15 protein-coding genes are annotated in these 19,439 nt (G+C 48.5%); 3 read left to right on the top strand and 12 right to left on the bottom strand.

What is annotated here, in order from left to right:
- Window positions 1–8 precede the first annotated feature (8 nt).
- Window positions 9–668, top strand: a complete 660-nt coding sequence (locus ACN0YH_RS07745; RefSeq protein ID WP_417378997.1) for a hypothetical protein — start codon at window positions 9–11, stop codon at window positions 666–668.
- An 88-nt stretch (window positions 669–756) separates the two neighbouring features.
- Window positions 757–3,663, top strand: coding sequence for a PQQ-binding-like beta-propeller repeat protein (locus ACN0YH_RS07750; protein WP_417378998.1), 2,907 nt, complete (start codon window positions 757–759; stop codon window positions 3,661–3,663).
- Between the two features lie 17 nt (window positions 3,664–3,680).
- Here the strand turns inward: ACN0YH_RS07750 and ACN0YH_RS07755 are convergent, their stop codons facing one another.
- The gene (locus tag ACN0YH_RS07755) at window positions 3,681–5,186 is read right to left on the bottom strand and encodes a sulfatase-like hydrolase/transferase (protein WP_417378999.1); all 1,506 of its coding nucleotides are present in this window, start codon (window positions 5,184–5,186) and stop codon (window positions 3,681–3,683) included.
- Between the two features lie 110 nt (window positions 5,187–5,296).
- Here ACN0YH_RS07755 and ACN0YH_RS07760 point away from each other — a divergent pair, with 110 nt between their 5' ends.
- Complete coding sequence (locus ACN0YH_RS07760; RefSeq protein ID WP_417379000.1) at window positions 5,297–6,247, top strand: endo alpha-1,4 polygalactosaminidase; 951 nt, start codon at window positions 5,297–5,299, stop codon at window positions 6,245–6,247.
- A gap of 6 nt (window positions 6,248–6,253) precedes the next feature.
- Here the strand turns inward: ACN0YH_RS07760 and ACN0YH_RS07765 are convergent, their stop codons facing one another.
- The 11 genes from ACN0YH_RS07765 to ACN0YH_RS07815 form a co-directional block, all read right to left on the bottom strand.
- Window positions 6,254–7,045: a phosphoadenylyl-sulfate reductase gene (locus tag ACN0YH_RS07765; RefSeq protein ID WP_417379001.1), complete on the bottom strand. Its 792-nt coding sequence runs from the start codon at window positions 7,043–7,045 to the stop codon at window positions 6,254–6,256.
- Between the two features lie 223 nt (window positions 7,046–7,268).
- Entirely contained in the window at window positions 7,269–8,084 is an 816-nt protein-coding gene (locus ACN0YH_RS07770) for an HAD-IIA family hydrolase (protein ID WP_417379002.1), read from the bottom strand.
- Between the two features lie 575 nt (window positions 8,085–8,659).
- Window positions 8,660–9,133 (bottom strand): Hsp20/alpha crystallin family protein, encoded by a 474-nt coding sequence (locus ACN0YH_RS07775; protein WP_417379003.1) that lies wholly within the window; start codon window positions 9,131–9,133, stop codon window positions 8,660–8,662.
- 321 nt (window positions 9,134–9,454) lie between these two features.
- A complete protein-coding gene (glnA, locus tag ACN0YH_RS07780) occupies window positions 9,455–10,867 on the bottom strand; it encodes a type I glutamate--ammonia ligase (RefSeq protein WP_417379004.1) in 1,413 nt (470 codons plus the stop codon).
- 660 nt (window positions 10,868–11,527) lie between these two features.
- On the bottom strand, window positions 11,528–12,244 hold the full coding sequence (locus ACN0YH_RS07785) for a pyridoxine 5'-phosphate synthase (protein ID WP_417379005.1): 717 nt from the start codon (window positions 12,242–12,244) through the stop codon (window positions 11,528–11,530).
- A gap of 440 nt (window positions 12,245–12,684) precedes the next feature.
- Window positions 12,685–13,497 (bottom strand): lysophospholipid acyltransferase family protein, encoded by an 813-nt coding sequence (locus tag ACN0YH_RS07790; RefSeq protein WP_417379006.1) that lies wholly within the window; start codon window positions 13,495–13,497, stop codon window positions 12,685–12,687.
- 126 nt (window positions 13,498–13,623) lie between these two features.
- Window positions 13,624–14,742, bottom strand: coding sequence for a serine hydrolase domain-containing protein (locus ACN0YH_RS07795; RefSeq protein ID WP_417379007.1), 1,119 nt, complete (start codon window positions 14,740–14,742; stop codon window positions 13,624–13,626).
- A 160-nt stretch (window positions 14,743–14,902) separates the two neighbouring features.
- Entirely contained in the window at window positions 14,903–15,241 is a 339-nt protein-coding gene (locus ACN0YH_RS07800; protein ID WP_417379008.1) for an STAS domain-containing protein, read from the bottom strand.
- 556 nt (window positions 15,242–15,797) lie between these two features.
- Window positions 15,798–17,090, bottom strand: a complete 1,293-nt coding sequence (locus tag ACN0YH_RS07805; RefSeq protein ID WP_417379009.1) for a hypothetical protein — start codon at window positions 17,088–17,090, stop codon at window positions 15,798–15,800.
- Between the two features lie 26 nt (window positions 17,091–17,116).
- The gene (locus ACN0YH_RS07810; protein WP_417379010.1) at window positions 17,117–17,812 is read right to left on the bottom strand and encodes a hypothetical protein; all 696 of its coding nucleotides are present in this window, start codon (window positions 17,810–17,812) and stop codon (window positions 17,117–17,119) included.
- Between the two features lie 205 nt (window positions 17,813–18,017).
- The gene (locus tag ACN0YH_RS07815; RefSeq protein ID WP_417379011.1) at window positions 18,018–19,157 is read right to left on the bottom strand and encodes a hypothetical protein; all 1,140 of its coding nucleotides are present in this window, start codon (window positions 19,155–19,157) and stop codon (window positions 18,018–18,020) included.
- Window positions 19,158–19,439: the final 282 nt, after the last annotated feature.

Here is a 19,439-nt window from a genome sequence, read left to right on the forward strand (position 1 = left end):
CTGACCATATGACGGAGCAGCCTGCAGCATCCCGGCTTGAGCCAACCAGTTCCTGGTCCGGATACATTCAATGGTTCTGTATCGGACTGATTTTGATTACAGCTCTGTCAATTCTCGCAGTCCATCTGCCAGAACGACTGAAACTATTACTCGTTTTTTCCGTCATCTACGGATTGATCGCCGGTGGGGTCCTGACGACCCTGGCTGTTAAACGGGGAGTGCCTGTCAAACATTCGCTGATCGTCTCGATTCTCTGCCTGACAATTTTCGGTCAGTCGCTGGTCCTCTATCTGTCACATCAGCGATATAAAGAAGCGACATTACAGCAATTCAAAATGGACAAGACAACGTTTGTACTAGATCGTATGCTGGCGAAAGGCGAACCTCCCTCCGATCCCGAATCCCGCAAACAATATGATGAGGTTCTGAAGCAGTTTCAGGCTGCCAAGCAGGACCGACAGGACAAAGAACAACAATTACTGGCGATCTCATCCTATCTGCAACATCGTATTTCAGGAATTGCGACTCTGCAAGCACCATGGCCTCAACTGTTCTGGTTGCTTGAACTTGTTCTCTGCTGCCTGTCGGCAGTCTGGGCCAGTCACCAGGTGTCACGCCCGGAGCATTCGGCTTCATCAGCTGATACCTCGCCGTCGGATGAGAGTTGAATCAGCCCCCCACTCCTGATAGTTTGGTACTCTGAAAGAAAGCGTTTTCACTCCTGCTTTCCCACTATCCAGAAAAGGGACTGGCTGAATGCACTGTTCTGTTTTGAAAGTATACTCGCTGCTGATTCTTTTGATTTCTCTTACGGGAGGAACAGGAACCGTCAGAGCCAGCGACTGGCCGATGTGGCGTCTGGATTCAGCCCGCTCGGCACAAACAGAACAGACACTTCCCGAGTCTCTGCACCTGCAATGGATACATCGACTTCCACAACTGGAACCGGCATTTAAGAATGAACGTCTGCAGTTTGACGCCGGATATGAACCGATCGTCAAAAATGGGATTCTGTTTTATGGTTCATCCCAGAATGACAGTGTGACTGCTCTTGAACTGAACACAGGAAAATTGCTCTGGCAGTTTACCACAGATGGCCCCATTCGTTTTGCCCCGGTTGCCTGGAAGGATTCTGTTTATTTCGGCTCCGATGATGGCTGTCTCTATGCAGTTAACGCGCAGACTGGAAAGCTACTCTGGAAATTCCGAGCAGTGCCTTCCAAACGTCTGATTCTCGGAAATCGCCGACTGATTTCTGTCTGGCCTGTACGGGGAGGCCCTGTCATTGAAAATGACACGGTTTATTTTGCTGCAGGAGTCTGGCCTTTCGAGGGCGTTTTTGTTTATGCCCTCGATACAGCAACCGGCAAAGTTAAATGGATGAATGATCGCCTGGGATTCCTGTATGGTCAACACCCTCATGCTGCAGAAGCCTTTGGTGGCGTGACTCCACAGGGCTACCTGGTCATCTCAGACAACGAGTTGATTGTTCCCTGTGGTACCGCTTTCCCGGCCCGCCTGAATAAACAGACGGGCAAACTGATTGAGTTTGAATTGCCTAAACCGGGACGCACACCGGGAGGCTGGTTTACTGCAGCCGGAAAAGCAGCGCGACGAGGGGAAACGGAAGCCGCCACCCCCACTCTGCAATTCGATCGTGACGTGAACTCAGCCCGTCATGAAAATGGTCAAAACTACGGCCCCGATGGCAAACGGGGACTCAGGCAGCAAATCCAGGTTGGCGATCAAAAAATCAAATACCAGTCCGCCATTCCCGGAGTAGATGGAACAATCCGCTCTTTGCTAGTCGCTTCGAACCATTTGATTGCCGTCACGCTTGAAGGCAGCATTTATTGTCTGGGCCCAGATAAGACAACGCCAGTCACGTATGATTCCCCTTTACTGCAAAAGTCTCCTGCAGGATCAGAACAGACCCCACCCCACCAATTACCAGCAATTTTTTCTGATCAACTTCAAGCGGGCGGTTATGTCTTGCTGGCAGGCATACCGGATGTAAAGCTACTCAACTCATTATTGAGTCAGCCAAAGCTGCAAATCATTTATCTTCAGAATCACGACGGACAGATCAAATCCTTACGTCAGTTATACCACGCTCAGGGCAACCCCAGTTCAAAACTGGCGTTTCTCTCGGATCCTCTGAACAGAGTCGAACTCCCCGCATACTTTGCCCAGACGATTATCGCAGCGGAGCCCGTTTATTCTGGAATGAAATCCTATTCAGAACTGATCTCTCAGCTCTACCCGTCACTCAGGCCTTATGGCGGCAGATTACTCGTTAAATGCTCTGAAGCGGATCATCAAAAACTGGCGGCAGAGTTTAAATCACTCTCCCAGGTTAAAATTTCACGTATAGACGATTATTCGATCTTTGAAAAAGCAGGCGCCATCCCCGGATCATCCAACTATACCGGGGGCTGGTCCAGCCCCGATGAACTTGTGAAAGCTCCTGTCGGAGTACTCTGGTATGACGACAGTGTGGGGAATTTTAAACGTGCTCCTCAACCACTGTTTGTAGACGGGGTGATGATTTCCCATTCGAAATACTGGCAGGGCTACCCCGCCGGGATTCGTCCTCCCTACAAATTACTTGCCCCCCAATTTGCTGACGTCTATACCGGAAGAAAGCTGGATGCCACACAAGCTGAAATGCTGACGACAGAATTACCCACGCTGGACCAAACGGAAAAACAGCCCAGTCAGTATCGCCCCCCTTATCAGAAAAATGATTGGAGTCCGGCTCCGCCCGTGATTGGCGAACGCACCAACCCACTTACAGGCAAAACTGAACCACGTGCTTTCCCCAAGAGTTACGGCTGCGACGGAGGGGTCGACTACAGCTACGTCTATACCATGCGTTCCGGAACAGCAGCGTTTTATGATAAGAGAGTCGAAAGCGGGACGATTCATATCAGCGGTCCCCGCTCGGGTTGTACCAACAGCATCGTACCAGCCAATGGCTTATTGAACGTTCCCTATTATTTCCAGGGCTGCACCTGCAGCTATCCCCTGCCAGTTGGACTCTCCATGATTTCAATGCCCGAGACACACGAGCAATGGATGGTCTGGGGAAAAAGTGATGTGCGGCAGGTTCACCGCGTCGGCTTAAACTTTGGCGCACCCGGCGATCGCATGACTGACAAAGGCACACTCTGGCTGGATACTCCCAGTGTAGGCGGCCCTTCTCCGAAGCTTGATCTGCAGGTTTCTCCGAAGTCAGTCAAACCTTTCTATGAACATTCTCTCTGGATTGAAGGAGGGCGTGGCTGGCCATGGGTCGGTGCATCCGGAATCACAGGGGTTCGTGAGATCAGATTGAATCAACTGAAAGAGGGAAACTACACAGTCCGGCTCTATTTCAGAGAACCGGAGTTTTCCAGCCCTGGACAGCGGATCTTCGATATTGCACTCGATGGAAAGCCCCTGATTACGCAGCTTGATATTTTTCAGGAGACTCAATCCAATCAAAAGATTCTGGTACGCGAGTTTTCAAAAATCCACCTGGAGAATGAATTGAACCTGAAACTGACTGCCCAGAAGGGAGAACCATTGCTTTGTGGTCTGGAACTGATTGAGCAAAGCCTGCCAGTCGATTCCATCGTTGATCTACCTTCCCAAAAACAGAAGCTGCTCACGAAACCCTGATCCGAACTCCCTGCGGTTTAAAAATCACGGAACGGGCCCCGAGGTTCTGCGTCGGCCATCTCTTTTTTCCAGTTCGCAAAGTGGACCTTCATTTCTTTCAATTTTTCAGGACGGGTTGGAGAGAGATCATGTTTCTCGCCAATATCTTGTGACAGGTCAAACAGACCATTCCCCTTCTCCGACTCCACCCATTTCCAGTGCCCAACCCGCGCGGCTTTATCCGCACGACGCTGCCAGTACATTTCGTCGCGAGGAGAGGATGACTTCCCCATCAGAACAGGCAGCATATCGTAGCCATCAATGACGGTGTCTTCAGGCAGTTCAATCCCGGCTTCATTGAGGAACGTCGGCACCAGTTCCAGAGATGTCAGCAGTTCATCATTCACAGTTCCTGGTTTTATCTTCGCAGGGTACCGCACCAGACAGGGTACGCGAATCCCACCTTCAAACATCATTCCTTTTTTCCCTTTGAGGGGGCTATTATCAGCACCACCGCTCCCCCCGTTATCGGAAAAGAAAACGACAATGGTATTGTCGGCGATTTGATATTTATCCAGCAGTTCCAGCACTTCGCCAATCGCATCGTCCATGCAGGTTATGGAAGCCACATACTCCAGTCGTCGTTTGCTGGCAGAAACTCCCTGATTAATGACAGGTCCATCTGGACGTTCCCTGAATTCATAGCGTCCCGTTTTCTTTTTCGTAACGAGAGTATCCTTCAAATGCGGATACATTTTTTTGTATTTTTCAGGGGCCTGGGCACCGCCACGAACCCGAGGATCCAGACTGGAGGCACCGTGGGGTGCGTTGAAGGGCAGATAAAGAAAAAATGGTTTCTGATGATTCGCTTTAATAAACCGGACGGCCTCCCGCTGAAACAGGTACGTGCAATACGTGCCTTTGTCTTCCTCAGTCGGCTGATTATTGCGATACATCGAAGGTACGCCATACCGCTCATGAGTGAAGTAATCGATACCAGTATTCGTAAACCCATAAAAATCATCAAAACCCCGGGCGAGAGGCAAGAACCGCTGATGTATCCCCAGATCCCATTTCCCGTAGATCGCGCTGACATAACCGGCCGGCTTTAATAATGCTGGCAATAACTTTTCCCGGACATCCATTCCCCCAATACGTTCGAAGCTCACTTCATAGTCTACAGGTTTGTACTTGTGGCCATAGTCAGGTGCCTCATTGCGAATCATGTCATAAATACCGTTTCGCTGAGGATAGCGGCCGGTCAACAGGCTACCTCGACTCGGAGTGCAGGCAGGCCAGGTGACATAGAAGCTGGTCAGCTTCGCTCCTTCTTTTGCCAGACGGTCCAGATGAGGAGTTATGATTTCCTCACTGCCAAAGCTCCCCAGATCGTGATATCCCTGATCGTCACTGACAATCATAATAATATTGGGGGGTGTTTCGGCTGCGTTTAACCCGAACGTCCCAAACAAAGAAGCCAGGAACACCAGGGAGATTATTCTATATCTGGTACGATGGATGTGCTGGACCTGATTCTGACTCATGGTATTCTTCCAGAGAATTTAACTGAGGATACTTTCGATATAACTGTTTGCTTATTTAGAATAACAGATGCCTCCGAGAAAATACAAATTACATCTCAGGAACCGAACCCATGAATCTCGTATCTCACCGTATCATTCCAACAGCACTCTGCCTGATGCTCTTCACAATATCGCCACTGTTTGGTGAGGAAAAAGTCAAATTTAAACCAAGCGGTTTTCAACTGTACTATGGAAGCGATCCTCAAGTATTAGATCAGTTACAGAAACAATTCCAGCCGGGACAGGTGGTAGTAATAGAACTCCGCGGCCTGTCTAAGGAACAGATTCAGAAGCTGGCTGATCAAGCACATCTGGTAAACGCAAAACTGATCGCGTATCTCAGTGTGGGAGAACTGGGACAGATCGAACAGCAGAATTTTCAACAGTATTTAAAACGGCATGCCTCTCAAACTTCGTTGACAGACCTGACGCTCCGTAAAAACGAGACATTCCAGTCATGGCATATGGATGTCAGCCAACCAGCCTGGCACGATTTTCTGATTCAGCGTGTTCAGCAGATTTATCAACAACCAGTCGATGGCCTGTTTCTGGATACGATTGATTCAGTTGATTTATATATCTCAAACAAAGCCTGGACTGTTCCACGTAGAGCACAAAGTGTGAAAGCAATGGTTTCCCTGATCCGGGAAATCAAAGCGGTAGCACCCGAAAAATTCATCATGCAAAACCGAGGGCTGAATTTGATCGGTCAGTCAGTCTTTGTGGGTGATGCCACTGGCGTCTTTGTTCCGGGGCTGAATCTGCAACAGACACACCCTCACAACCCGGACGGTTTACTCTGGGAATCTGCTTACACGCATACCGGTGACTGGATCGAATCAAAAGAACGCGCGATGATGCAAATCCAGAAGCAGGGTTTTACAACGGTATTCACGCTTAGTTATACAGACACGAAAGCCGATCGCAAACTGTTCTTCCAGAAAAGCCGCGCTGCGGGTTTCATTCCCGCCTGGGGGAGTTCCACATCCCGATTACACCTGGAACCGACAGAATCTGAGTGAGTTCCATCAGATCATGAAATCAGTTTCACGTCCCAGAATCCGATCGACCAGATCCTGTGGCAGCTCAATCGAAGGTGCGTGCTTACCGGCAACATCAGTAGGATTAATCCCACAATACTGAGACCAGGGCCCTAGATGTCGCCAGCGACCCGCCCGACCAGGTTCACTTTCCATTACCGGTGTCGTGCACCGGTTACATCCAATGGTAGGGTATCCCTGCTGATGTAACGGGTTGGTAATGATTTGATTTTCCTCAAGGTAAGCCTGAAACTCTTCTTTGGAGAGACTTGCCAGAATATTGACACGCAGACAGTTCATGGCGGGGTCAATCGCCAGAATCGGTACATTAGCACGCTGCCCACCATCCGCACGACGCAGGCTCCCAATCAGAGCGTCGTACTGCTCCGCTACTTGAATCAATGGCTGGGTCTTTCGTAAATCACAGCACTGCTCCTGCCCTTCAACGGAAAGATAGAGAATCCCCAGTTCCTCTGTTTGTTCCTGCATTGTTTTCGCAGGTTCGAGCGTGACGATATTGACACCATACTCTTGAATCAGACGGTCCCTGGTTTCGAGAGTTTCCTGAAACAGCACTCCGGTATCAACAAACAGAATGGGAATGTCAGCCCTAAGCTCACTCAACATGTGAGCCACTACACACCCCGCACGCTGCATCGACGATAGTGCCGCGAGCCGTGTGCCAAACATTTCCTGTGCCCAGTGAATCAGCTCAAGGGGAGTCCGTTCTTCAAACGACTCATTCAGATCTGATAAATCGGCCTGTGTCAGACGTGCCATTCAAGTATTCCTGCTGCTGTTTTCTCTCGATGGATAAAAAACAGCAGATCATCGAAGTTCCTGCAAAATCCTGTAAATATAGTACGGAATCACAATATCGTGATAATTTCAGGAATTGTAGCGAACCATCAGGAATACCTCAATGCGCGCATGAACGGGTTCTGAACCAATCAGAGTGAATTTCCCCTGTAATTACCGAGCAAAGTTCCACGACAGTTAGATTTCAGGCCAGTAATCGCTCCGCCTGATGAAATCGTGTCCGTTCATACTGAAAGAATTCGTCATTATTCAGATCAGCAATACTGTCCACAACCAGATCTGGCTGATAAGCAAAATTCGTCAGATCGGACAGCAAAGTCCCCCCTGAGAGTACCAGTACCGAACGGTAGCCCATCTCAACCCCGCCCAGGATATCGGTTTCCATCGTGTCACCGATCATGGTGGTCTGTGCTGAGGAAATACCGAGCTCCTGCCGGGCACTTCGCATCATGACCGGACTGGGTTTACCGACACTGAAGGCCTGTTTTTTCGTCGCTGCTTCCAGCATGGCGACAATCGCGCCACAGCCAGGTCTCGGCCCATTCTGAGTCGGACAGTTCGGATCCATATTCGTCGCAATCAGCTTTGCACCATTTTCAATCATGCGAACAGCCGCTTCAATCATTTCAAAGTTCATTGAACGACCTTCGCCGACCACCACATAATCGGGATCATGGTCTACAATCGAATATCCATTTCTGTGCAAGGCATGCAGCAGTCCCCCTTCCCCAATCACATAAGCAGTCCCATTCGGTTTACTCTGTGCCAGAAAACGGGCTGTCGCCATCGCACAAGTAAAAATATGCTCTTCACCCACAGTTATCCCCATCCGGGATAATTTCGTAACAACGTCACGGCGGGTTCGCTGGCTGTTGTTGGTTAAAAACATGAAAGGTAAATCACGTTTTTTCAACTCGTTGATAAATCCAACTGCCCCGTCAATCAGGTCAGTCCCACGGTAAATCACACCATCCATGTCAATCAAAAATCCTGGTAACATCACGTTCAGTCCTTGAATTAATAAAATGAGTCGAGGCTCATGGGGAGATCTTCAGATGCTGGCGCGCGCTCACTGAGAAATCAGTGTTTGAATCGGGTCTTGGAATAATGCCTGTCGTTCACAGGCGGATTGACTTTTTAGTTTTCAAATCCAATTTGACCATGAGAACAATTCATATCAGTTAGCATCTGCTGAAGAAATTTTGGCGCATTTCTAAGAAACATAATTCATGGACTTCGCAATTGTCGTGCCGGAGTCCGGTCACTAAAAGGCATCACGATAAACCAACAATGACCTAAGCCCTTATTACTAAAGAACATTAATCATGCGTCAATTTGCAGGATTGATCGGAAAACCATGAAATCTTTACCGGGACCTCATAATGAGCATCTGAGAAGGACTTAGCATTTAAGCGATGCTGCTCAGGAAATAGTCAGGTACGGAAAGGGGGAAGGAACTGATTTACGTTTACTTCCAGATCTTGGTTACAAATAAATAACCCCGGCCAGCTTTGAGAAGCTGACCAGGGTAGAGCAACCAACAAGATTTTTCAAAATCTGAAACCGAATCAACTGCTATTCTGATTTAGTTACATCATGAATCTCAATTTTTTTCGGTTGCATTTCCAGTTTTTTATCCAGCACGACAGTCAAAACTCCAGAGTCCAAGTTCGCATTCACCGAAGCAGGATCAGCCCAGTCTGGCAACTGCACTACTCGCTTGAATTTGCCATAACGTCGTTCATTATGCAGGAATTCACGTTCTTCAAGGGTTTTGCGTTCTCCAGTAAGAATCAGATGACCATCCTGAATATCCAGAGACAGTTCTTCTTTTTTCATGCCCGGTACATCAAGCGCAATATAATACTTGCTGTCTTCTTCCCAAACCGATAACGGTGAATAAGCCCCTTCCAGACCAGACAGTGACTTTCCAAACATCTGGCTGAACGCATCATCTAATTCGTTACGAAGATTTGCTGAAAAGGGAAATCCTAATTTGTGAGTACGTGTGCTTAACATGGTTTTGCTCCTTAAATCCAGAAACAACATTGATTGAATTATTTAAACCCCACCAGGGTTTTATCCTCTTTTGACTGATACAACCTTTTGCATAAACCATGCCATTTAAGGCACAACCAACACACTTTTCCCATATCTATTTTATTCACATACACTTACAGAATACCTACGAGATGCATACCTGAAGCACATTTGATCTAGCCACCAACAAAACACGCCTTTTTGGCAGTCTCCGCACCACCACGAAAACTGCCATTAAGGCATAACTGCTACCAAAACAAAAAAACTCGCAGTAAATCAGAAGACATACTGCGAGTTAAACTATTTCTTCAAACTACAATATCATTCAGATTATGCATTGTAGTAGAGGTCGAACTCATAGGGATGAGGGCGTAAACGGATGGGATCCAACTCCTCAGTTCGTTTGAACTTAATGAATGCCTTGATCAAGTCTTCACTGAAGACATCGCCAGCAGTCAGGAAGGCGCTATCTTCTTCCAGAGCGATTAACGCTTCGTCGAGAGATTTGGGAGCCACATTCGTTTCAGCCAGTTCCTCTGGTGTCATGTCATAAATATCACGATCCAGCGGTTCTCCGGGATCAATCTTATTCTTTACACCATCAATCATGGCCATCATTAAAGCGGTAAAGCTCAGATAGCCATTGGCTGTTGGATCTGGACAACGGAACTCAACGCGTTTTGCTTTGGGACTTCCTGAGTACATGGGAATTCGGCAGGAAGCAGAACGGTTACGCTGGCTCATGGCCAAAGTCACTGGAGCTTCGAATCCAGGCACCAGACGATGGAAACTGTTGGCAGTCGGGTTCGATAGAGCAATAAGAGCTCGACCATGCTTCAGAATTCCGCCGATCGCATGCAGCGCCAGTTCACTGAGCCCGGCATAACCATCACCGGCCATCAATGTATTGCCATCTTTCCACAGCGAGATATGTGTATGCATGCCGGAACCATTGTCATCAAAGACAGGTTTTGGCATGAAGGTGACAGTTTTCCCGTTACGTTTGGCGACATTCTTGATGATATACTTATACCACATGAACTGGTCAGCCATCTGCAGTAGAGGTGAAAATTCCATATCGATTTCACACTGCCCTGCAGTCGCAACTTCATGATGATGAGCTTCGACAACGATGCCCACTTTCTGAAGCTCTTCCACCATTTCTGCACGCAAATCACCATAGGTGTCAGTCGGAGCAACAGGGAAGTATCCGCCCTTGTAACCAACTTTATGTCCCAGGTTCCCCTCTTCAGAACGGCCAGTATTCCAGGCGGCCTCAGAGGAATCGATTTCGTACATGGCACCTCTCTGATTGGAGAGATAACGTACATCATCAAAAATAAAGAATTCCGGTTCCGGTCCAATAAAACAGGAATCGGCAATCCCCGTTTGTTGCAGGTAGGCCAGACCTTTTTTAGCGACATTGCGCGGGTCTTTATTGTAATCCTCTTTGGTAATCGGATCGACGATATCAGCCAGCACACTCACAGTCGGCTGCTTGAAAAAAGGATCCAGTTTCACAGATGCCGGATCGGGCACCGCGAGCATGTCTGAGCTGTCAATTGTCTGCCAGCCACGAATAGAAGAGCCGTCAAAACCGACGCCATCTTCGAAAGTACCTTCATCCCAGGTACTGATGGGGTAAGAACAGTGCTGCCAGGTACCAAAGATGTCGGTGAACTTTAAGTCGACCATCTTTGCGCCATTTTTTTCTGCAAAAGCAAAAAAATCTTTGGGAGTCATCGCAATTTGCTCCTCTATAAATTCTGAATAAACCAGCAGGTGAAGAGGTCCGCCATACCCTGTCCTGCGAAGAACCGATCATTTCCAAAATAAGTTCAAGCAAAGACCGCAGCCTGGAAAGTTTTTGCCAGACTACGTGCAAGCAATTCATTCAAAAACCAAAACGATTCAGATATTGGAACGCTTTTCTCTTTACTCGTTTTGCCATGAGTACCACACCAGAAAACCTGTATCAGGTTGCAGGAATAATACTCACCTTTTCCGGGTTACTTATATTCATCATGATAAAAGTAGATCGGCTGGGAAAACAGCGATTGCAGGAATTCGCAACCATACCGAAACCCTCAGGCACAAAACACACCCACACTCGAATTTGACGGAATCGTTCGGGCGATGTGCTCTGCTAGTTTGAAAATCACCTTAACGTATCAAGCGGTAGAAATCTACTGTCAGGCGTAAGATCTCTCTCATCAGAACCTGACAATATTGCCAAGACATGAGTTGCTGCATACCGCTTTGCGGTTTCTGAGGATTAGTAAAAACAGCGAAGCAGGAGGGTTCAACAAAACCTGTCAGGACCGATATTTAAATGATATTAATAAACAGTGCCTTCAAGTTAATCTCTGAACAGGAGTCCTTAACTACGCGGACTCTAAAATCTCAGACGTTTACAAGTGCCTTCATCTCACGTACCGCCTGTTCCATTCCCACCAGTACAGCCCGGGCGATAATGCTGTGGCCGATATTCAATTCACTCACATGGGGAATCGCAGCAACGGGCGTTACATTGCGATAGGTGAGTCCATGCCCCATATGCAGTTTCATCCCCTGCTCAATCGTGAACGCAGAAGCGTTCTGCAGAATATTCAACTCTTCTTCCTGCTCTCCTGCAGTAGAGGCATCCGCATACCGTCCAGTATGTAATTCGACCGCGTGCACTCCCGCTTTTTTGGAAGCAGCAATCTGCGCCGGATCAGGATCGATAAACAGACTAACCTCAATCCCTGCCTGCTGCAGTCGATGAACACACTGACTCACTCGTTCAGCGTTCGCAATCACATCCAGGCCTCCCTCCGTCGTCAGCTCTTCTCTTTTCTCAGGTACCAGAGAGACCTGATCCGGGCGGACCTCCAGCGCGATTTGAGTCATTTCTTCCTCGGCAGCCATTTCCAGATTCAGTTTCACCTGAACTGTTTTCTTCATCGTATAGAGATCGTGATCCTGTATATGGCGACGATCCTCTCTCAAGTGCAATGTGATTCCGTCCGCTCCCCCCAGTTCCGCAAGGACGGCTGCCCACACCGGGTCCGGCTCATAAGTTAAACGGGCCTGACGCACGGTCGCGACGTGATCAATATTTACACCCAGAGCCGGCATGATTCACATTCTTTCTATTAGATCTCTGAAATACAATTTTGACAGAGTTAGCTGAAAATGGTTCACAGCAATCGCTTGATTAACAACTGCATCTTATTGATTTATCACAGATTTTCCAGAAAAGGGGTCCGGTATTTTAAGACAAAGGGTTCTTTCGTATCAAAAACCAGCTTTTTGTCGCATTCCTGTCTAGGCTGACGAATACTAGATAAGCCAATCTTTCCGCGATGCTTTTGTTCAAGTTTTGACTGACTATTCCAGTTTTTTGGAAGCAGGCAACCCCGGGGGTGCTTCTGGTCGCTGTGGTATCTGTTGGAAAGCAGACACTCGTCGGCCAGAGCCCTTGGGGATACTTAGCGGTTCGTGCCCTGGTCATCACCAGAAATAAGAAAGAAGTAAATTGACTCGATAACATTCGTCAAAGATTTCCTGGTCCTATTTCAGTTTCCTGCATGAGATCGACCAGTGGGAATCGGAATCACAGCTGGTTGAGAATCTGGCCGTGGCCCCCCAAGGTATTCCGTATCCCCCAGTTCAGCCAGTTTCCACATCATCAGAGTAGTAACTTCCTCCAGGACTTCACGCGTCAGATGCTTCTCATGGTAATCCGAGAGATCTATGGGTTCCCCATAAACCAGCGAGGTCTCGGCCCGTGAATAAAACGGTTCGATCATATTTTTGCCTCGTGGGGAATTGTTGATATAGACTGGATACACGGGAGCTTTTGACCGCAGAGCCAGAAACGCGATTCCGGAATTGGCATCGGCAATGGGGCGAGTTTCCTGAATCCCCCCTTCGGGAAATACCCCGATCAATCCCCCTGCTTTCAAACGTCGCAGTGCTTCTCGAACAGGTACAACATCCTGACCGTTCCGGTCAACTGGTATGGAATGCATGGCTCGTGATATCCAGCCAACCAGACCTGGCAGTTCATAATATTCTCGGGCCATCAAAAAACTGATACAGCGCATCTTCTTGTGTGGATTTCCCAGATGGGAATTATACCAGAGGATGATCGGGTCCGTCGGACTACGGTGATTGGCGATCACAATGCCTGCGGAATCGCCCGGAAACGGACAACGACGATTCCGCCGAACACGCCACATACCAGGTGCATACACCCGCGTGATCGCGAATAAAATCCAGGCACGCCAGCCATCCGGAAGACGTACGGCCTGATAAATCAGCAGAACTGATGTAAGCAACAGGTAGAACAGCAGTGTCAGGATGGCGGAAGCTTCTGGGTTCATCATGATTCAGACAAAATAAATCGTCAGATACGAATGATACAGATAAAATTACCTCTGTAGACTAGAGAGAGCATTATAATCCGATTCAAAAAAAAGAGGCAACCTCTCCTCTTTCGGTGATGGAATTTGCTACTCAGGTTCAATCGAGGCGACAATTTGATTTGTGATCCGGGAAAGAAATCGTCCATGAGGTTCCTGGGGCTCCGTCGTCAGGATCACCGCGGAAGCATTTAGTTCCGGATCGACCCAGAAAACGGTTCCCGTCGCTCCCCCATGGCCAAAAGCAGACCGGGAAAGTAAATCGCCATAATAATCACTGTTGGAAGCAGATACGATCTGCCAGCCCAACCCCCAGCCTTTCCCCTGCCTGGCAGCAGCAGATAACCCGGTGATCGATGGTAACTGATCGCGTGTTGCTTCTCGGATTGTCTGAGGTGAGAGAATCTGCTGATCCTGAAATCGACCTCGCTGTCGCAACATTCTGGCGAATTTCCCCAGATCGAGAGGGGTCGTCAACAGGCCTCCCCATGGTGCTCCGAACCGCCTCCAGTAAGCACTGTTCCAGTTCCAGTGTGGTTCAACATCCAGCTCTTCCGGTATTCGGATTTCTGTGATTCGTGCTACTCGGGGATTGTCCCCCTGCATCCATTCTTCAGGTAACCCCAGAGAGGTATCACTCATCTGCAGAGGCTCAAACAGAGTCTGACGCAAATAGTCTGCGCAGGATTGACCTGTAATCCGCGAGATCACCTCCCCCAGAATTGCGATTCCCGTACTCTGGTATTGTACCATTCTGCCGGGAGGTTCATCGGGTGTGAGTTCACAGATCTGCTTCACAAATTCGGAGAGTGGAGCATTGGCAGCGCGCAGTTCCCGGTTATCGGGAAGCATGTCCGGCAGTCCCGATGTGTGCGTCATCAGATGCCGTAAGGTAATTCCGTGCTTTCCAGCACAACCAAATTCCGGGATAAATCGTTTGACTCGATCTCCCAGTAATAACGCCCCCTCTTCCATTAACTTTAACACACCAGAAACCACAATCGGTTTAGTAATGGATGCGACCAGAAAAATAGCGTCATCAGAAAGTGTCTCTGCCTGATCAGCAATTCGCTGACGTCCACTGAAATAACTGCGGGACTCTTCACCCACTGATGCCTGAATCGCAATAGCAGGAACCTGATCGGATTGGCAGAACTCATCAATCAGTTTTTCAACTTTTTGCCAGCGTTCGGAAATAATGCGAGACATCTTTTCTACCAGATAAAACCCAAGACTGAATCAGAGTGAGACGGGAATTAAGAGTAATCGCTGGTCGTGTATTTGAAAAGGAGCCCTGTGGCAACAGCATAAAAAAAGCGAAAGCTGAAGAAAATCAACTTTCGCCTTAACCATAAACTGAAAGACTTATTTAATAAGGAATTTCTACATCATGCAGTTGCATGAACTGGTTCAGCCCGGTGATCTCGAGTACTTCCCGTATATCTGCAGAGGGGTTGTAGAGATGGATCTCAACCCCGAGGTTCCGTACTGAAGATAACAGCCCCAGCATTCCACTGGGAATCAGCTTCACACCGGTCAGATCCAGTGCCACTGTTTCACACTGTTGAACTTTGATAAGCTCCAGTAATTCATCCCGAATCCCTTTCACACTGAACGTATCCAGAACATCCCGACCACCAAAGCCTGCGACACATAAAGGTCCTGAGTGATATACCTGGAGAATTCCTCCCTGCTGTTGCACCGTCATCGTTTTCCCCTTTTCAAAAAGCGTACAGGACACGAAGCCAGTCATACAAATAAAAGAAAAAGAACAACTGCGTTCCGCGGATGACTTCGCGTCACATTGACAGATTCCAGGGCTGATATTGGCAATTGATGTGCCACTGATAATGCCAATCAATAGAATTAATCGGATATGTATCGGGCTACAGTATTCAAACTGATAAGTACCTGAAAAACATCATCTTATAACCAAATCGTAATTTAGCCCGACGTCGATTCATCTGTACCTCAGCCAGAATACTGCTGTAAAACACCTCAACCTGTAGCATTTTAAAACACTACTAGACTGTGTCCAGTTTTACTACAGCGTGTCCAAGGCCATTTGGAACGAGTATAAAAGATTGAGAGACGCTATGGTTAAATGTGATGCGATCTAGAAGGCAAAGCTGCCGGTTCTCAAGGCAACAGACAGTCGAACCACATAAAAAATGAGCCCGTCATGCATGCTGCACAACGGGCTCAGGATTCGCGGGAATCCACAAAGTTTATTCTATAAAGAAAAGGGCATCCTTGATTTCAGACTAACGAACTCGTGCCTTGAAGGTCACGACACCACCCTGGTGCCCAAGAACGGTTTCATCCACTTCAAAGGTCAGAATCAAGCTGCCTTCATGGTTGTCTTCAACAAGCAGACGTCCTTTTCGATCAGATGTAGCACTGTCCTGTATATATTCCAGTCGCGGTGTCAGGTTGTCAACGATCTTGATGCCCTCGACATCGAAGTCACCTATGTTTTCGTATTTAATTGTGAAGGTGATGATATCCCCTGGTTCCGCGTTCTTCTTGTCGGCCATTTTGACCAGCTTCAAATTACCTTCTGTTTTGCGTTTGTCTTCAATGCCAACGTATTCTTCAGGTTTGACGGCGCTCTTTGAGGAATGCGCTGACTGCTGGCGTATGGCGATGACAGGAAACTGTGTACGCGACCAGATGGCGGCTGCCTGAATCTGATAAGCGATTCGTGCTTCATCAGATTGCTCAAACTGTCCAGTCGTTTCGGTCCCGGTATCCTGGAACAGCTTGTTGAGTTTGGTATGCGCGCCCAGAAATGCGGTCTGGCCAACAGCCCCTTGTTGCTGTTCGGTTTCAACTCCGCTGGCACGGGAACGCATACGAATCCCTTCCAGCTGCTCACGCTGTTTATGTTGTGTAATGACAGTACGTGCATCCAGACCAACACCGTGGACGGTATCTTCTGTTGTTGCCAGTGTATCCACAGAAGTACCAGAGAGTGGCGAGCTGGCGGATCGAATGGCGGCAAACCGGGGAGCATAGACTGCCACTCGATTTGATTTTTTCACTTCGTGATTACCTTTGTGTGTCTGGTATTCAACTATTGTATCTTCAGTATCCAGCCCCAGACGACTGTAGTCGTCATAATGAACCGGATTTTCCCGATCACCGCCATCGAACAGATATTCGTCCGGATACATTTCCACCATCGCAGGATCAGTGCCTGCAGGCAGTGTAAAATCTCGTCCCACTGCCGGAGAAAACTCACAGTAGGGAGGTCGCTCGCAGACAGGAGCAGGTTGGTAGTAAGCGACCTGCTGGACTGCCGAAACGGGAGCTACCTGCCGGGCAGATGCTGATAAGGTAACTGCTCCCTCGCTGCTGTCAAAGTCGGCATGCTGAACTGCCGGTGCCGGGTCCTTGACCTGGTTCATCAATGGCTTATCCCAAGGCATGGAAAGCGATACCGGCGATAAGCTGGAACACCCGCTGCTGACAGACATCAGCATGATCGCCGCCAGAGAGCAGACTCGCTGCTTATGCGACGCTCCTCTTTGATTTCTAAACGACAATTTTGACACGGAATTTCCTTTGGTTAATCGAAACTTCAGTTTTTGACAGTCGGTGGATTTACTTCAAGCACAGGTGCCCCATTCCCGAAAAATGCCGGATCTTCACCACGTGTGGAGGGCAGGCGGCCTCCCATTCTGAGAATCAGCATAGGACGCCCCAGCAAATCAGCCTCGGCTATCAGGTTTTTCTGAGCGGTGATGGATTGTGTCGGTTGTCGATCAAACTGTGCAGGCACGGCTGTTTGAGGTCGTTCCAGATAAATGACTTTTGTCACCATCCTTCCAGATAACACCAGTTGAATGTCTTCTGCTGTAAAGCTGACAGGAACCGGATATTGCTCTTCCAGCCCGGCTGGCGGATGCAGACGATCAATCAGTTCAATGGTGGGATACAATTCAACACCGGGAAATTCCGGCATACCACTGAGTTTCACTCGATATACATAACCGACCCCAAATCCGATGGAAGCCGGTGATGTTTTTTGAATTGCCTGATCAGGACCGCCAGCATAAAACGTCAAGGTTCCTGTAGAAGGCAGGCTGAATTGCATGGGTTGAATATATCCGGGTTGAACCTGGCCAGACAGAGCTGCCCACTGACCGGCAACCCCCGGTGGAGTGCGTTGATTCAGCGGATGGTAGAATTGATTCCCCGAATTGTACTTGCGTCCGCCGATCATCTCTTGAGACCTGGCAGCAGGTATATCCATGACAAAAACGATCAGGGTCATTAACAGAAGCGTTAATAAGCATGATCGGTATTGTCGATTTGAATTAGTCATGACTAAGAGTTTCTACGATCAGTTGTCCAGAGGGATGACAGAAGAGAATTAGCCGTAAGAAATGTAATTGCAGAGCAGAGATGAAACTTGAAAAGACAAGGGGTGACACTCCTGGCTGTTATTACCAGGAGTGTCACGTGGGTCCAGAGTCTTTTTAATATCCAGGACCTGGTGCCATGGTTCTTGGGTAAGAAACCTGACCAGGAGAGTGTACCGGATGACTTTCTGAGTATTGAACGTACTTAACAGGTTTTGGCAAGCTTGGTGGCGGATCCTGTTTCACATCGATCAGGAAGTGATCCACTGGCTTTGGCAAATTCGTTTTAGATACGTTCCGAATCGTGTGAGACTTCAAGCTGGCTGGTCCACCCAATGGAATATGAGGTGGGCCTGGAAGTCCGATGGGAGTCCCTGTCATAGGCATACCCCATGCAGGAGTTGGTCCCATTCCAGCGATTGGATTGTAAGCAGGTTGACCGGGTGCTCCCATGCCGCCCATCATAGTGGGGACGGGGACACCTGAAGCGATACCAATTGCTTCACCGGGGATTGGCATAGGAGCCATGTGAGCTCCAGCGTCACCATCGTAGGAAACCTGAGAAACTACTTCACTTCCATCATCACCAGATGGCATTTCCAGATCCATGTTACCCATTCGCAGCACAGCCATGATTGTTCCACGACGATCTGCTTCAGCAACCGGATCAACACCGGGATCCAGACGGGTAGAAACCAGGGTTTCCACACCGGCAATTGCCAGTTCCTGGAACTTTTCATCTGGCAGATAGATCACTTTAGTCACGAAGTTATTGCTTTCCACCTGATCCAGGTCTTCCGGAGTAATTTCCAGAGGAATACTGTTATGCGACAGGTAAGCGTCTGTTGTTGGATGTGATGGATACACCTGCAATGAAGGATACAGAGCAGGAATCGAGCGTCCGGGAATGTGTGACAGCTTTAACCGGTAGGTTGCCCCCTGGTTAAAGTTGTAGCGTCCAGGAGCTGTGATCTGATTTTCGGCATAGCCTTCTGCAACCTGCCAGCCCACCTTCATACCCGCTGGTCCTACAAACCGAACCTGTGAAGTTCGAGCTGCGTAGGCGCTCATGGGTGGCGGTCCCAGCATTTGCAGGACGCCAGGACCTGGCCCATCTACCATAGGCCCCGGTCGCTGCATCATTGCAGCTGGTGGAGCATGGTACTCACCCTTATTAATTACCTGTTGTCCGTCGGCTGCACAGCCAACACAGACAACGACCAATGTTCCTAAAGCCAGGAAGTAGTACTTCATCATGACCCCTTGTTCGAATACCCACGACGAATAATGCGACTTGTTAAGTGAAGAACCGTCCATCGCAAACTAAGACGTCGATCCCTGGGAAATTGGAACGGTCGACGTTCGGTTCAAAAAAGACTCAGTTTTCAGGTCGACCCAAAGCCCAAAATAACGTTAAAATGCGATCAGTCCCAAATTTCAACGCTCTTACACTGAGCTAAACGGTCTGCCGGCTGAAATACTCCAGCCAGCTAGAGGCACATTGATGGCCTCATACATCTGTTTTCGGACTATTGTGGT

It is taken from the genome of Gimesia sp. (genome assembly GCF_048262075.1).
Classification (GTDB): domain Bacteria; phylum Planctomycetota; class Planctomycetia; order Planctomycetales; family Planctomycetaceae; genus Gimesia.